The 15,332-nt window shown below is 68.0% G+C and carries 17 protein-coding genes; 7 read left to right on the top strand and 10 right to left on the bottom strand.

What is annotated here, in order from left to right; genetic code table 11:
* Positions 1-63 precede the first annotated feature (63 nt).
* A complete protein-coding gene (locus C6I20_RS02615) occupies positions 64-1,500 on the top strand; it encodes a DEAD/DEAH box helicase (protein WP_118394538.1) in 1,437 nt (478 codons plus the stop codon).
* A gap of 175 nt (positions 1,501-1,675) precedes the next feature.
* On the opposite strand, the gene C6I20_RS02610 is transcribed toward C6I20_RS02615, so the two are convergent.
* Positions 1,676-2,353, bottom strand: a complete 678-nt coding sequence (locus C6I20_RS02610; RefSeq protein ID WP_118394537.1) for a L,D-transpeptidase — start codon at positions 2,351-2,353, stop codon at positions 1,676-1,678.
* Between the two features lie 37 nt (positions 2,354-2,390).
* The gene (locus C6I20_RS02605; RefSeq protein WP_118394536.1) at positions 2,391-3,167 is read right to left on the bottom strand and encodes a ParA family protein; all 777 of its coding nucleotides are present in this window, start codon (positions 3,165-3,167) and stop codon (positions 2,391-2,393) included.
* Positions 3,168-3,228: 61 nt separating this feature from the next.
* Here C6I20_RS02605 and C6I20_RS02600 point away from each other — a divergent pair, with 61 nt between their 5' ends.
* From C6I20_RS02600 to C6I20_RS02585, 4 genes are read left to right on the top strand one after another with little or no spacing between them, the layout of a single operon-like run.
* On the top strand, positions 3,229-3,987 hold the full coding sequence (locus C6I20_RS02600) for an SDR family oxidoreductase (protein ID WP_118394535.1): 759 nt from the start codon (positions 3,229-3,231) through the stop codon (positions 3,985-3,987).
* Positions 3,988-4,017: 30 nt separating this feature from the next.
* Entirely contained in the window at positions 4,018-4,866 is an 849-nt protein-coding gene (locus C6I20_RS02595) for an alpha/beta fold hydrolase (protein WP_118394534.1), read from the top strand.
* Positions 4,866-5,480 carry a sulfite oxidase-like oxidoreductase gene (locus tag C6I20_RS02590; protein ID WP_118394533.1) on the top strand — a complete coding sequence of 205 codons (615 nt, stop codon included), beginning with the start codon at positions 4,866-4,868 and terminating at the stop codon, positions 5,478-5,480. Before C6I20_RS02595 ends, C6I20_RS02590 begins: the two co-directional genes overlap by 1 nt.
* A complete protein-coding gene (locus C6I20_RS02585; RefSeq protein ID WP_254052220.1) occupies positions 5,477-6,196 on the top strand; it encodes an FAD-binding oxidoreductase in 720 nt (239 codons plus the stop codon). The genes C6I20_RS02590 and C6I20_RS02585 overlap by 4 nt, the downstream gene beginning before the upstream one ends.
* A 4-nt stretch (positions 6,197-6,200) precedes the next feature.
* On the opposite strand, the gene C6I20_RS02580 is transcribed toward C6I20_RS02585, so the two are convergent.
* The 8 genes from C6I20_RS02580 to C6I20_RS02545 all read right to left on the bottom strand — a co-directional run bounded on the left by C6I20_RS02580 (position 6,201) and on the right by C6I20_RS02545 (position 13,650).
* A complete protein-coding gene (locus tag C6I20_RS02580) occupies positions 6,201-7,028 on the bottom strand; it encodes a PHP domain-containing protein (RefSeq protein ID WP_118394532.1) in 828 nt (275 codons plus the stop codon).
* 71 nt (positions 7,029-7,099) lie between these two features.
* The gene (locus C6I20_RS02575) at positions 7,100-7,873 is read right to left on the bottom strand and encodes a hypothetical protein (RefSeq protein WP_162891073.1); all 774 of its coding nucleotides are present in this window, start codon (positions 7,871-7,873) and stop codon (positions 7,100-7,102) included.
* A gap of 42 nt (positions 7,874-7,915) precedes the next feature.
* Entirely contained in the window at positions 7,916-8,506 is a 591-nt protein-coding gene (locus C6I20_RS02570) for a histidine phosphatase family protein (RefSeq protein ID WP_118394530.1), read from the bottom strand.
* On the bottom strand, positions 8,503-9,537 hold the full coding sequence (locus C6I20_RS02565; protein ID WP_118394529.1) for a MaoC family dehydratase: 1,035 nt from the start codon (positions 9,535-9,537) through the stop codon (positions 8,503-8,505). The genes C6I20_RS02570 and C6I20_RS02565 overlap by 4 nt, the downstream gene beginning before the upstream one ends.
* A 3-nt stretch (positions 9,538-9,540) precedes the next feature.
* A complete protein-coding gene (locus C6I20_RS02560; protein WP_118394528.1) occupies positions 9,541-10,023 on the bottom strand; it encodes a general stress protein in 483 nt (160 codons plus the stop codon).
* Positions 10,024-10,032: 9 nt separating this feature from the next.
* Positions 10,033-11,226 carry an acyl-CoA dehydrogenase family protein gene (locus C6I20_RS02555; RefSeq protein WP_118394527.1) on the bottom strand — a complete coding sequence of 398 codons (1,194 nt, stop codon included), beginning with the start codon at positions 11,224-11,226 and terminating at the stop codon, positions 10,033-10,035.
* A 102-nt stretch (positions 11,227-11,328) separates the two neighbouring features.
* A complete protein-coding gene (locus C6I20_RS02550; protein WP_118394526.1) occupies positions 11,329-12,204 on the bottom strand; it encodes a DMT family transporter in 876 nt (291 codons plus the stop codon).
* A gap of 96 nt (positions 12,205-12,300) precedes the next feature.
* A complete protein-coding gene (locus tag C6I20_RS02545; RefSeq protein WP_254052219.1) occupies positions 12,301-13,650 on the bottom strand; it encodes a wax ester/triacylglycerol synthase family O-acyltransferase in 1,350 nt (449 codons plus the stop codon).
* Positions 13,651-13,805: 155 nt separating this feature from the next.
* Here C6I20_RS02545 and C6I20_RS02540 point away from each other — a divergent pair, with 155 nt between their 5' ends.
* Entirely contained in the window at positions 13,806-14,858 is a 1,053-nt protein-coding gene (locus C6I20_RS02540; protein ID WP_118394524.1) for an alpha/beta hydrolase fold domain-containing protein, read from the top strand.
* A gap of 4 nt (positions 14,859-14,862) precedes the next feature.
* Complete coding sequence (locus tag C6I20_RS02535) at positions 14,863-15,300, top strand: hypothetical protein (RefSeq protein WP_118394523.1); 438 nt, start codon at positions 14,863-14,865, stop codon at positions 15,298-15,300.
* Positions 15,301-15,332: the final 32 nt, after the last annotated feature.

Below are 15,332 nucleotides of genomic sequence, written 5' to 3'. Positions count from 1 at the left end.
TGGAAAATCCATGAGTCTGAAGAATTCGAGAAGACCCTGACTACGTTCAAAGATCTGGGCGTCATGCCCGAGATCGCCGACGCATTGATTGACGTTGGCATCGAGAACCCTTTCCCGATCCAGGAGATGACGCTCTCCGTCGCCCTGATGGGCACCGACCTGATCGGACAGGCGCGCACCGGAACCGGCAAGACGCTGGCCTTCGGCATCCCCGTCATCCAGCGCACGGTCGCGCCCCACGATCCCGACTACGATCAGGTCGTCGCGGGCAAGCCGCAGGCCCTGATCGTCGCCCCCACGCGTGAGCTCGCGATCCAGGTCGCCAGCGATATCGCGGTCGCTTCGAAGCGTCGCGGCACCCGCAACCTGACGATCTACGGCGGCGTCCCCTACGAGTCGCAGCTCGACGCGCTGGAGTCCGGCGTCGACATCGTCGTCGGTACGCCCGGCCGGCTGCTCGACCTGGCCAACCGCGGCGCCCTCGACCTTTCGCACGTCAAGTCGCTGGTGCTGGACGAGGCCGACGAGATGCTCGACCTCGGCTTCCTGCCCGACGTCGAGTCGCTGCTGGCCAAGACGCCGGAGACCCGCCAGACGATGCTGTTCTCGGCCACCATGCCGGGCGCGATCGTCGGGCTGGCCCGCAAGCACATGCGCCACCCCATGAACATCCGTGCCGAGTCGGGCGAGGAGACGCAGATGGTGCCGGCGACGGCCCAGTTCGTCTTCCAGGCCCACGAGATGGACAAGGCCGAGATCGTCGCCCGCATCCTGCAGGCCGACGATGCGGGACGCATCATCATCTTCACCCGCACCAAGCGCACCGCGCAGCGTGTTGCCGACGAGCTCGTCGACCGCGGCTTCCCGGCTTCGCCGCTGCACGGTGACATGGCGCAGCCCGCTCGCGAGAAGGCGTTGAACCGGTTCCGTGAGGGCAAGATCGACCTGCTCGTCGCGACCGACGTCGCCGCCCGCGGCATCGACGTCGCCGGCATCACGCACGTCATCAACTACAACTGCCCCGAGGACGACAAGACGTACGTCCACCGGATCGGTCGTACGGGTCGCGCGGGTGCTTCCGGCATCGCCGTGACGTTCGTCGACTGGGCCGATCTGGCGCGTTGGAAGATGATCAACACGACGCTGGGCCTGCCGTTCGACGAGCCGCAGGAGACCTACTCCACGTCCGATCACCTGTTCCACGACCTCGGCATCAGCCGTGACGTCAAGGGACGCCTCAAGCCGGCATCGCCGCGTGAGCCCAAGAAGGACGACGGCCGCGGTGGCGGACGCTCCGGCGGCAGTGGCCGCTCAGGTGGCGGACGCAGCGACGGTGGCGGACGCGGCGGCGAGCAGAAGTCGCAGCAGTCCGGCGGCGGCAGCAACGGTGGCAGCAGCAACGGTGGCGGCGACAAGCAGAGCGAGGGCGGCCAGCGGCCCCGTCGCAACCGCAGTCGCACCCGCTCGCGCGGCGGCGCACCGGTCGCCAAGACCGACTAACCCCCACGCTGACGGGTCACTTTTCGTCCGCTGACGGGTCACTTTTGGTTCAGTCGCGGGTCACTTCTTGCGCGACGCCCATGACACAAGTGACTCGTCACCGCGCGACAGGTGACCCGTCAGCGGGCAATAAGTGACCCGTCGCCGCACTGTAGGTGACCCCTCAGCGGGGGCTTTAGGGGGTGACGACGACTTTCGTGCCGACCGGGGCGAAGTCCCACAGGGCGATCGCGTCGGGCATCCACTGCCGTACGCAGCCCGCTGACAACGGCGTGCCGAGCTGCGCCTTGGTCTGCTCCAGCTCGCCGTTGTTGTAGCGCGGGACAGCATGGAATCCGATCGGTGCGGAGTAGCCGGTCGTGAACCGTACGAAGTACTCCAGGGTGCCGGAGTAGTCGTACGACGTGGCGTGGCGGCTGCGGGACAGCACCGCAAACGTCCCGGGGTGCAGATTGTCGAACCGGCTGCCGGACACCGCATAGGTGCGCTCGACCGAGCCGTCGTCACCCACCAGCCAGACGCGTTGATCGCCCTGGTCGAACACGATCCGCCGCCCCGAGCCTGAGCCCTCCGGAAGCGCGGGGACCTCAGTGACGCTCGCCACCGCGACCCGCGGCTTGACTGCCGGGCGGGGTATCTCCAACGGGTCGAACGTCGCGGTCGTGATCGCCGCCGGACTCCGGGCGCCGACATCGGCCGCGGCAGGCTCGGCCTTGAGCTGCGGCAGGACACCGACCGCGAGACCGCCGACCGCGATCGTCACGCCGAGTGCGAGTCCCAGTACGCCGACGCGCCCGTGCCGACGGACGGACCGGTGGCGGACGGCCCGATGACTGGCCTGGCGCTGGGACACTCCGACATCCTACGACGGGTGGACCCCGTCGGACCCCCTACTTCTTGGTGCGACTTGCGAGCATCCCCGCCGCGACCTGCCGGTAGGCATCGGCACCCTTGTGGTTGCGCGCCGTGGAGAGCACCGATCGGCCAATGGCCGGGGCCTCGGCGAAGCGGATCGTCTTGGGGATCGGCGGCGTCACGATCGGCAGGTCGTACGTGTCGCGGATCGCCTGCAGGACGTTCTGCGCGTGCTTGGTGCGCCCGTCGTACATCGTGGGGAGGACGCCCATCACCTCCAGCGATGAGTTGATGAACTGGCGCACGTCATGGATCGTGTCGAGCAGCTGGCCGACCCCGCGGTGCGACAGGGTCTCGGCCTGTAGCGGGATCAGCACCTGCTGAGCGGCCGACAGCGCCCCGACGGTCAGCACGCCGAGAGTCGGCGGGCAGTCGATCAGGATCCAGTCGTAGTCGTCGGCGACCTTGTCGAGCGCGACCCGCAAGCGTTGTTCGCGTCCCGTGCGCCCGACCAGGCTCTCCTCGGCCTGGGTCAACGTGATGTTGGCCGGGAGCAGGTGCATGCCGTCGTCGGTGATGACGATCGCGTCCTCGGCCTGCTTGGTGCCCAGCAGCACCTCGGCGACCGTGACATCCAGATCCTCCGGGTCGATGCCCAGCGAGAACGTCAGGCTGCCCTGCGGGTCGACGTCGACCAGCAGGACCCGTTGCTTGAGCTCGGCGAGCGCGGCCCCGAGGGACACCACCGTGGTCGTCTTGGCGACCCCACCTTTTTGGTTCGCCACCGCGATAGTCGTCGTCACGGTCGCCATTGTGTCACCTGCACGAGTGGCCTCGATGTTCTGACATTCAGTCGTTTGGCATGCTTGGCACATGACACGTCGTGCGCTGGTGACCGGGGCAACTTCAGGGATCGGTCACGCGTACGCCGCGGAGCTCGCCAAGCGGGGCTACGACCTGGTCATTGTGGCCCGCACGACCGACCGGCTCGAGGCCGTCGCGACCCACCTGCGCGGCCGGCACCGAGTCGAGGTCGACGTCGTGACGGCCGACCTCGCGACCGTCGAGGGCGTCGCCAGGACCGTCAACCGGCTGACCGACTCGGCCCGTCCGGTCGACCTGCTGGTCAACAATGCCGGGTCCTCGCTCGCCGGGTGGTTCGGTACGACCGACATCGCCGACGAGGATCGCCAGCTCGATCTGCTGGTCAAGGCCCCGATGCACCTGATGGACGCCGCGATCAAGACCATGGCAGGTCGCGGCGGGGGCCAGGTCGTCAACGTCTCCAGCGTCGCGGCGTTCACCCCCCGCGGTGTCTACTCGGCGCACAAGGCGTGGCTCCTCAACCTCTCCCAGTGGGCCGACATCCACTACAGCGACGTCAACATCTCGGTGCAGGCCCTGTGCCCGGGATTCGTCCGCACGGAGTTCCACGAGCGCGGCGAGATGGACGTCTCGGGCGTGCCTCGCTGGATGTGGCTCAAGGCGGACAAGGTCGTGGCCGCGTCACTCAGGGACCTCGACAAGGGAAAGACCGTGTCGATCCCGTCGCTCCGGTACAAGCTGCTCGCCACGCTTGCCCAGTACCTGCCCAAGAGCCTGGTCACGCGAATCGCGAAGCGCGGACGCTGACGTGGCAGCACCCCATCCGAAGTGGGCCGCATGAGCGTGCCCCGGTCGCTCGACCTGCCTCCCGGAGTGGAGGCACACACCGTGGACCGACCCGACGGTGACATCGCGATGCTGTCGGCCCGGACGCGCGATGCGCGGCGTGGACACATCCTGCTGATTCCCGGCTGGACCGGTAGCAAGGAAGACTTCACCCCCCTCCTCCCGCTGCTCGCCAACGCTGGGTTCGACGCCGACGCCTACGACCAGCCCGGCCAGTACGAGAGCGCTCCAGGCGCCGACTACAGCCTGGAGTCGTACGCTCGGACCGCGCTGAGCCTGGCCAGCACCGCGGGCGGCCGCAGCCACCTCATGGGCCACTCCTTCGGAGGTCTGGTCGCGCAGCAGGCAGCAGCGCTCGAGCCGGACAGCATCGCAACCCTCAGCCTGTTGTGCAGCGGTCCCGGAGCGCTCGGCGACGTCGCGACCCGTCCGCTGCAGCGGATGGCGGCGGCGATCGGGAAGGTGCCACTGCTGCAGCTGCACCAGCTGCGCGAGCAGGGCATCAAGCGGCCGGCCCAGATCACGGCCTTCCTCGCTCGGCGCTTCACCTCCAACGATCCCGCGTCTCTCAAGGCCATGACCCAGCTCCTGATCGATGCGCCCGACATCATCGCCGATGTCGCGGCCACCCGGCTGCCGGTCTGGGTCGGCCGGGGGGCCGACGATGATGCGTGGCCGCACGAGGTGCAGGACGACATGGGGCAGCGGCTGGGCACCGAGGTGCACGTCGTGCAGGACTCGGCCCACTCCCCCGCAGTCGAGAACCCCGTTGGACTCCTCGACGGATGGCTACCATTCCTGCAGGCGCACAGCACGCTGCACGGTCCGGAGGTTCACTGATGGCAGGTTTCACTCGCGGTTTCACCGGCGGCGCGCGGCGCGGAGCCGATCAGCGTCTCCCGCCGGGCCAGTACGACACCGGCAGCGGCTGGCCTGTGCTGTCCGCCGAGCTCACTCCGCAGGTCGACCTCGACGCCTGGACCATGTCGATCGACGGCCTCGTCGAGAAGCCGACGACGTGGGACTGGCCCGGCATCCACACCCTGCCCGGCTCGTCCTACTTCGGCGACATCCACTGCGTCACGACGTGGACCAAGTTCGACACGACGTTCTCCGGGATCAGTGTCGACTCGCTACTCCAGGTCGCCCGACCCACGCCGGAGGCGACGCACGTCATGGCGACCTCGACGACCGGCTACACGACCAACCTGCCGATCGAGGACATCACCGGCGGCAAGGCCTGGATCGTCTGGGAGTTCGACGGCAAGCCGCTGACCGCCGAGCACGGCGGGCCAGTACGGATGCTGGTCCCGCACCTGTACTTCTGGAAGTCGGCCAAGTGGATCACCCGGATCACCCTGATGGACCACGACGAGCAGGGCTTCTGGGAACGCAACGGCTATCACGATCGCGGCGACCCGTGGCTCGAGCAGCGCTACCAGGGCGACGCGTGAGCGAGGTCGAGGCAGTCGCGAGTTCGTGGACGACCGGGACGGTCCGCGAGATCGAGCGGTTCGGTGACTCCTACGTCAAGCTGCGGCTCGAGGTCGCGAACCGGCACGATCACGTGCCGGGCCAGCACTACGTCGTCCGGCTGCGGGCACCCGACGGCTACACGGCGCAGCGCTCGTACTCGGTCGCGTCCGATCCCGCCGACCCCCTCATCGAGCTGATGGTCGAGTGCCTGCCACGCGGTGAGGTGTCGTCGTTCCTGCACGAGGTCGCTGAGGTCGGCGACGAGCTGGAGGTCCGCGGCCCGATCGGCCGGTGGTTCGTCTGGGGCGGCACGGTCCCGTCAATCTGTGTCGCTGGCGGCTCCGGTGTCGTGCCGTTCGTCTCGATGATGCGCTACGCCCGGCGCATGGGCACCGAGTCGGCCCTGACCGTGGTGGCCTCGGCACAGACCCGGGTGCGTCTGCCGTACGTCGAGGATCTCGAGGAGTTCGGCGCGTTGATCGCGCTGACCCGCGAGAACCATGTCGACGGGACGGGTGCCGAGCGCGTCGCGGCGCACATCTACCCCGACGAGCTGGCCGGGCTCTCGAACGGCGTCGAGCGGGCGTACGTGTGCGGCTCGGCGGGCTTCGTCAGCTTCGTCGGCCGCAGCCTCGGCGAGGCTGGCGTGCGCAGCGATGTCGTCCGGGTCGAGCAGTTCGGCCCGACCGGCTAGCAGGTCAGCGCGAAAGCAGTCGGTAGTACTGCTCCGACGAGGTGGTGTTGCAGCCCAGGCTGAACTCCGGCCCCTTGCCGGAGCCGTGATAGTCGCTCGAGCCGGTTTGGACCAGCCCGAGCTCGCGCGCGATCTGGCGCAGCCGCGCGCGCGACTCGCTGTCGTGGTCGTTGTGGTCGACCTCGATGCCGTCGAGACCGGCCTCGGCCAGCTCCGCGAATCGGGCCCGGGTCAGCACGCGGTCGCTCCCCCGCGACCATGGGTGGGCGATGACGGTTTTGCCGCCCGCGGCCTTGATGAGCCCGATCGCCGTCGGCAGATCAGCCGCGTACTTCTCGACGTAGCCGGGACGGCCCGGCATGAGGTAGCGGCTGAACGCCTCGCCCCGATCCTTGACGACGGATTTGTCGACCAGAACATCGGCGATGTGCGGGCGGCCCGATGCCTTGGCGTTGCGCGCCTTGTGCCGGACCTCGTCCTCGGTGATGTCGATGCCCTCGTGGTTGAGCCGCTCGACGATCTTGGGCATCCGGTCGTCCCGACCGTCCAGGATGCGGCGGAGCTCGGCCACCAGCGGCTTGTTGCGGGGGTCGAACTCATAGCCCAGCAGGTGGATGCTCTTGCCCTCGAGCCGGGTCGAGACCTCGATCCCGTGCACCAGAGTGATGCCGACCCGCGTGGCGGCCTTGTCGGCCTCCTTCCACCCCTCGGTGGAGTCGTGGTCGGTGAGCGCGACGACGTCGAGCCCCGCGGCCTTGGCATTCTCCACGAGCTCGGTGGGAGTGTCGGTGCCGTCGGAGCGGTTCGAGTGGGTGTGGAGGTCGATCTTCACAGGGTCAGGCTATGGCACGCGGCCACCCGCCCGAGCGCAGCCGGCGGGAGCCTGACCCTTGCGGGGTCCACTCAGAGCGTCTTGAGGTAGTCCTCGAGGATGTCCTGGACCGCGCGGACCGCGTCAGCCTTGTTGCGACCCTGGACCGTGAACGACGAGTCGATCCGCACGAAGGCGTTGTCGTTCTCCATCACGGCAAAGATGTTGAACCGCCTGTCGGTGATGCGGCCGTCGAGATGGACGAACGTCGCATCCAGCACCCGCACAAAACCTCGCCAGTCGCCGATCTTCGTGGTGTCGACAGATCCGGAGCCCCGGATGCCGTAGTCGTACCCCGAGTCAATCTTCTTGGCCGGAACATTCACGTTGCCGACAAGCTTCTCGGCGTCCTTGCGAAAGTCGGCCACATCGGCCTTTGCCGTAGTGCCGTCGCGATAGATCCAGGCCCGGAGCCAGAGGTTCTCAGACCATTCGCCACCATCGACGCGGAACTTCGCATCCTCGTCGAAGCTGTTCGTGTCCTGCTCCGCGCCCGCAGGAAGGGGCAGGTTGACGCTCACCGAGGCATCCTGGGTCTGCGTGGCCTTGTTGTCGCACGGCGGGTCACCCGGGCATCGCACGAGCACAACGGCCCCCTCGGGGAACGAGTCGTCGCCCGGCAAGGCTGCCGCGAGCCTTTTTGCGGTCAACCCCTCCGGCGGGTTCGTCGCCGTCGCCGTCGCGACCGCCGTCTCGGCCGACTCAGGGGGGTCCGACGAGGCTCCACCGCCGCAACCCGTCAGCAGGCCCAACGAGAACGCTGCGGCCGACAGGTGAACGAGCGCTTTGGCACTCCCCGAGATCATGACGGACAGCATGTCACGGCCGGCCGTTTCGGATCCGTCGAGTCAGGGCTGGACGTTCCACCGGCGCACGACCTGCGTGCCACGATCGACGCCCAGCATCGAGATCGTCGAGGTGTCCAGCGTGAACCGTCGCCCCTCGGACACGTCCAGTCCCAGCCAGCGGACCGCGAGAGCGCGCAACGAGTGGCCATGTGCGAACACCAGGGTCTTGCCCGTGGCGGCACGAGCCCGTGCCACGATGCGGTCGAGCCGTTCGGTGACCTGCGCAGCGGTCTCTCCGCCGGGGCTGTCGTGCGTCCAGACCGACCAGCCGGGCACCGACTCACGGATCTGCACCGTCGTGAGCCCCTCGTAGTCGCCATAGGCCCACTCGGCGAGGTCCGCGTCGATCTCGGCGTCAGGAAAGCCCGCCAGCTCGGCGGTCAGCCGGGCGCGTTGACGCGGGCTGGTCAGTACCTGCGCGAAGTCGACGGCCGCGAGGGGGCCGGTCAGCGTGCGGGCACCCGCCACCCCCACGTCCGTCAGCGGCAGATCGGTCGTCGAGGTGTGCCTGCCGTTCCTGCTCCACTCGGTCTCTCCGTGGCGGACCAGCCAGAGCTGGTCCTCGACCTCGGCGGTCCCCGGTGGGCTCATTGCGGCACGAGCGCCCAGTAGTCCAGGTCCAGCAGGACGCCAGCGGCATACTTGCCGTCCTCGCCGCGCAGCGTCGTCGTCTCGTCGCGACCCTTCGTTGCGACCAGGCGCAACCGCAGCGCTCCAACCCCCGGGGCCGTGGTCTCGGCGGTGTCGAGGACCTCCGACCAGGCGTAGATCGTGTCGCCGGCCAGGGCGGGCGCGACGTGGGCGCCGGCATTGATCGCGGCGATCAGCTGGGCGTTGGCCAGCCCGTTGAACGACAGGGCCCGCGCCATCGAGATGACGTGGCCGCCGTAGACCAGCCGGGTGCCGTCGGGGCGCGCCTCGACATTGAAGTGCACCTTGGCGGTGTTCTGCCACAACCGCGTGGCCAGCATGTGCTCGGGATCGGTCAGCGTGACGCCGTCGACGTGATCGATCTTCTCGCCGATCTCGTAGTCACCCCACCGGTGCGGCTCACCGGCGGCAGCGAAGTCGTACGCGCTGAAGTCGAGCCCGTCGGGGACGATCAGCTCCTCCGGCGGCACGACCGAGGCCAGGTCCGGCACGACGGTCTCCGGCGCCGGAGCTTCTGCGTCGCGCTTGTGCACCATGACCCAGCGGGCCCAGTCCAGGGCGACCTCGCCGCGCTGGTTCGTTGCCGTGGACCGCACGTAGACGACGCCCGTCCGGCCGTTGGAGTTCTGCTTGAGCCCGATGACCTCCGAGCGGGTGCGAAGGGTGTCCCCCGGCACGACCGGCCGGTGGAAGCGGCACTCGGCGTATCCGAGGTTGGCCACGGCGTTGAGCGACACGTCCGGGACGGTCTTGCCGAAGGCGATGTGGAACGCGATCAGGTCCTCGACCGGCGCCCGCGTCAGGCCGACCGATGCGGCGAACTCCGCCGACGACGGCACCGCGAACCGGGTGGGGTAGATCGCGCCGTACAGCGCACGATCCCCCTCGGTCACGGTTCGCGGCGTCGCGTGCTCGAGCACCTGGCCGACGGTGAAGTCCTCGAAGAAGTTGCCGGGATTCGTCTTGGTCATGGGCTAGGCGAACGGGTTCGGGGTGCGGCCGGGCATCGTCGCGAGCAGCTCCTGCGCCTGGGCGAGCAGCTTGTGCTCGACGAGCACCTCGTACTTGGTCGCGACGACCTTCTGCACCGAGCTGAAGTCACGCTGACCGCGAGTCGCCGCGTAGCCGAACGCGGCCGAGGTGACGCCGAAGACCAGGCCCAGCACGATGCCGCCCGCGACCGCGGAGAGGAACGAGCTTCCGTCGCTGAACAGGCTCACCAGCAGGCCGATGAACAGACCCAGCCACACGCCCGCCCCCGCGCCGGCCATCAGGACACGCCGCCAGGTCAGCCGACCGGTGACGCGTTCGACCTGACGGAGCTCGGTGCCGACGATCAGGACGTTCTCGACGGCGAACTTGTTGTCCGACAGGAAGTCGACGGCCTTCTGCGCGTCGGTGTACTGGTCGAACACCCCCAGGGACTGCGGGTACTCGAGCGAGAAGACTTCTGGCATGTGGTGCTCCTAGAGCTTGTATTCCTTGAGCAGGCTGCGACCGATGATCATCTTCTGGATGTCGGCCGTGCCTTCACCGATGAGCAGGAACGCCGCCTCGCGGTAGAGGCGCTCGATCTCGTACTCCTTGCTGTAACCGTATCCGCCGTGGATGCGGAACGAGTCGGCCACGACCTCGTTGCAGTACTCCGCAGCGATGTACTTGGCCATGCCGGCCTCGACGTCGTTGCGCTGACCGGAGTCCTTGAGCCGGGCCGCCTTGACGACCATGGCGTGCGCGGTCTCGACCTTGGTCCCCATCTCGGCGAGGCGGAACAGGATCGCCTGGTGCTCGGCGATCTTCTTGCCGAACGTCTCACGCTGCTGCGCGTACGCGATGCCGAGCTCGAAGGCCCGGTTGGCGACGCCCACGGCGCGACCGGCGACGTTGACCCGGCCAACCTCGACACCGTCCATCATCTGGTAGAAGCCCTTGCCGGACTCGCCGCCGAGGATCTGGTCGGCGGAGATCTGGTGGCCCTGGAAGATCGCCTCGGTGGTGTCGACGCCCTTGTAGCCCATCTTGTCGATCTTGCCCGGGATCGTGAGGCCCGGAGCGGTCTCGCCGAAGCCGACCTCCTTCTCGACCAGGAAAGTCGTCATGTTCTTGTAGACCGAGTCCTGGCCCTCGTCGGTCTTGACCAGCACGGCGATCAGGTTGGACGAGCCGCCGTTGGTCAGCCACATCTTCTGGCCATCGATGGTGTAGTTGCCGTCGTCGCCCTTGACCGCCTTGGTCTTGATCGCCGCGACGTCGGAGCCAAGCCCCGGCTCGGACATCGAGAATGAGCCGCGGACCTCGCCCGTGGCCATCTTGGGCAGGTACTTCTGCTTCTGCTCCTCGGTGCCGTGCTGCATCAGCATGTAGGCGACGATGAAGTGCGTGTTGATGACACCCGAGACGCTCATCCAGCCGCGGGCGATCTCCTCCACGACCAGGACGTACGTCAGCAGGGACTCGCCCAGTCCGCCGTACTCCTCGGGAATCATGATGCCGAAGATGCCGAGCTCCTTGAGGCCCTCGACGATCGCGGTCGGGTATTCGTCGTTGTGCTCGAGCTCGGTCGCGACCGGAAGGATCTCCTTCTCGACGAACGAGCGGACCGTCTTCAGGATCTCTTCCTGGATCTCGGTCAGACCTTCGGTGGACACAAGACGACCCATGAGGGCTCCTCAGCGTTGACGGCGGTGACCCGGTGACTCTACCGAGACGTCAGGCCCACGTCCCCTGGTGATGGAGGTGACATTGGTTACCTGCCGCTGACCTCACTCGGCAAGCACGACGTCGGGCTGCGGTCGACGCAGCACCACGACCACGAGGCCCGAGAGGATCAGGGCCAGACCCAGGTAGACCCCGACGGGTGGCGTCTGGCCCAGGAAGATGCCAGCCAGCAGAGCCGCGCCGGGGACCTCGAGCAGCAGCAGCAGCGAGATCAGGCCTGGACTCATGACCGCGAGCAGATGGTTGAGGACCGAGTGTCCCAGCAGCTGCGCGGTGATCGTGACAGCGACGATCGCGGCCCAGGTGCGACCCGAGAAGCTGACCATCTCGACCTGGGCGACGACACAGGCGAGCCCCAGGACCACAGCACAGATCCCGTAGCACGTGACGGTGTAGGACGTCGTCGACAGCCGCTCGCGCACGCTGCTGCCTGCCATCAGGTAGAGCGCTGCGGTCAACCCGCCGACCAGCGCCAGCAGGTCACCCGTCAGGGCCCGTGCCGACAGGGAGAAATCGACCCCCGTGATGACGAGCACGCCGACGACCGCCAGGCCCATTCCGCCGACGACCGCACTCGTCGCGCGTACGCCGCGCAGCCGGTCGATCACGACGACGAAGACGACCTGCATGCTGACCATCGCCGTCGCCGCGGCGACCGACGTCATCTTGAGCGCCGTGACCCACGTGCCGAAGTGGATTGCGAGCATGACGCCAGCGAAGACGATGGTCTGCCAGCCGCGACGGTCCATCGCGGTCAGCTCGCCCCGCGAGGCTCGTCCGGCTGCGAACGGCGCGATCGCGAGCGTCCCGAGCGCATTGCGCCAGAACCCGATCGCCAGCGCGGGCGCGGAGGCACCGGCCATGAGAGGCCCCGAGGCCGAGACGCCGAGGATCGCGACGAGGGCCAGGAACGCGTTCACCCGAACAGTCTGCCGTGCCAACGGCGATGCCGCTGATGCGGCTCGGCCAGCGCGTCCTCCAGATGCGTCAGCAGTCGTTGCAGCAAGCTGCAACGATCAACCCCACGACTTCTCGAGCTCGGCCAGCGCGTCCTCCAGATGTGTCAGCAGTCGTTGCAGGTGTGGGACGCTGCGGCGGCAGCCGATCAGGCCGAAGTCGAGATACTTGTCGCGGCTGGTCAGCGTGATGTTGAGCGCCAGGCCGTCCGTCACGATCGAGACCGGATACATGCCGTCGAGCCGCGAGCCGTTGAAGTACATCTGCTTCTTGGGGCCCGGCACATTGGAGACCACGACGTTAAACGGCGGATTGGTGTACTTGACGAAGCCCGGGATCGGAGACATCGCGAGCGGCAGCATCTGCAGGGCAGAGAGAGCCAGGATCTGGGTCGGCGAGAGATCACGCAGGATCTTCTTGGCCTGCCGAGAGGAATAGGCAATCTCCTCCAGCCGGGTCGCCCCATGCTCGCGGTTGGTCGCGAGATTGACCACGATCGCGCCGACCGCGTTGCCGGAGTCCTTGCCTGCGGACTCGGACCTCAGGGCGAGCGAGACCGGCACCATGGCGGTCATCGGCTCGTCCGGCAGGGCGTGCTGCTCGAGGAGGTACTGGCGCAGCGCGCCGGACACCATCGCGAGCACGACATCGTTGAGGGTCGTCGCGGACGACCTCGCGACCCTCTGGATTCGTTCGATCTCCCACGACTGGGCGGCGAATCGGCGAGCCCCGCCGACATTGCCGTTGAGAATCGTCTTGGGGGCACGGGGCAGCGTGATGTCGCCGTCGCGGACGATCTGGTTGGCGATCTTGACGCCGGCCGGAAGCAGGCCGGCGATGTCGCCTGCCGCTCCGAGACCCGCTCGGGCCAGTCCCAGCGGGTTGAAGCCGCCCGATCCGCCGGATGACTTGCGCGCGGGGAGGGACCACGGAGGCAAGCAGTCAAGTGCCTCCCGATCCTCGCTCAGCGAGCGCTGCATCAATCGGAGCGCCGAGACTCCGTCGACCATCGAGTGGTGCACCTTGGTGTACACCGCGAAACGGCCGTCCTGCAGCCCCTCTACGACGTGCGCCTCCCAGAGCGGACGGTGCCGATCAAGGAGCGACCCGTGCCACCGCGAGGTCAGCTGCAACAGCTCGCGGATCCGGCCGGGCCCGGGCACGGCCGAATGGCGCACATGGTGGTCGTAGTCGATCGTCTCGTCGAGCTTCCAACGCGTGCCGATCGGCTCACCCGGCCGCTTGCGGAAAAGCGGCGAGATGTGGTCGGTCTGCCGCATCGCGTCCAGCATCTCGCGGACGAACTCCGGCCCGGCGCCGTCCGGCGGCACGAACAGCTGCAGTCCGCCGACGTGCATCGGGTGATCGCGGTTCTCGGCCAGCAAGAACATCGCGTCGGTGGGCGGCATGAACGACATTCGACAGTCCTTAGGGCGGGAAGGGCGTACTGGCAGTACGCTAACGAACGGATGTGGCGCAGGTCACTCTGGGTGAAGTATTCATGAACGACTCGTGACCCTCTTGGAGGGTAAGCGCCGACCCACAACCTTCTGGAGGGGACTCGATGGCACCGCACCTGACTCTCGCAGCACAACCTCAGTTCTTCCACGGCGCGAGTCTGCAGTCACGTCTCCTCGGCTTCAGCCTGCGTCACACGGTGCGGCCACTGCTCGGAGCGTGGTCACACCTGCCGTTCGACATCTTCCCGCCCAATCTCGTCGACCACGTCGCCCGCCTCCTCCCGGTCCACGAGGGCACGATGTGGCGCACCGTCGACCTGGCCGACTGCCGCAGCGAGTGGCTGCAGGCCAAGGGCGTCGCCGACATCCACGGCGGCAACGAGCACGCGATCCTGTACTTCCACGGCGGCGCGTTCCTGACCTGCGGGCTCAACACGCACCGCCGCCTGGTCTCCCGTATCTCGTACGCAGCCAAGCAGCCTGTGCTCAACGTCGGCTACCGACAGATGCCGCACCAGCCGATCACCGAGTCGATCGCCGACGGCGTCACAGCCTTCGGCTGGCTGCTCGGCCAGGGCTACGCGCCGCAGAACATCACGATCGCCGGGGACTCGGCCGGCGGCTACCTCGCCTTCAGCGTCGCCCGCGCCGTCATGGACAAGGGCTGGGGACAGCCCGCGGGTGTCGTCGCGATCTCCCCGCTGCTGGACTTCGATCCGGCCGGCAAGCAGGGACACCGCAACGCCAACCGCTGCCACACGTTCCCGCTGAAGGCCGTCGCCAAGCTGACTGACGTGGCCCTGCGGATGGACACCCACCACGGCGTCACCGCACCCCGCGTCGATCCGGTCAACATGCCGCTGGCCGACATGCCACCGGCGATGATCCACATCGGGTCGCATGAGGTCCTGATGGCTGATGCCGAGCTCATGGCCAACCGATTGGTCTCGGCAGGTGTCGCCTGCGACCTTCAGGTCTGGGACCGTCAAGTGCACGTCTTCCAGGCGGCCGCGTCGTGGCTGCCCGAGGCGCGCATCGCGATCGGCGAGATCGGCGCCTTCGTCCAGGGACTCATGGACCGGGAGTCGACCGGCACGACGACAGTCGCTGAGCCCGCTCGGCGAACCCACACCGCGGAAGCCTCGGCCGTACGCTGAGCGCGTGAGTCACACCGTTCTCGTCGCCGACCTGGCCAAGAAGTCTGGGCTGGTCTGGGTCTCGTATGCCGGCTCGTCGCACGCGGTCTGGCACGAGTGGGTCGGTGACGCGGTATGCGTCGTGTCCGGGGGCGCCGAGCAGCCGTTGCCCGGCATCACCGAGCAGCAGATCGTCGTGCTGAGCCTGCGGAGCAAGTCCAACCGAGCGCTGGTCGCGAGGGCGGAGGCCCGGGTCGAGGTCCTCGGAGCCGAGTCCGAGCACTGGGGACCCGTCACATCGGCACTCAAGTCCGGCCGGCTCAACCTGGTCGACAGCGACCACGCGATCGAGCGCTGGGCCCGCGAGTCCGTCGTCGTACGGCTCGTCCCGACCGGCGAGGTGACCCTCCCCGACGGCATCTCGACCTCGATCCCTCGCACCGCGCCGCACCTGTCGATCTGACCCGGCGGACATGCGCCGCCGAGTCGACCGGG

This window comes from Aeromicrobium sp. A1-2 (assembly GCF_003443875.1).
Lineage (GTDB): Bacteria > Actinomycetota > Actinomycetes > Propionibacteriales > Nocardioidaceae > Aeromicrobium.
Note: the sequence above shows the minus strand (reverse complement) of the source record. Positions and strands in the feature narration are given on the sequence as shown.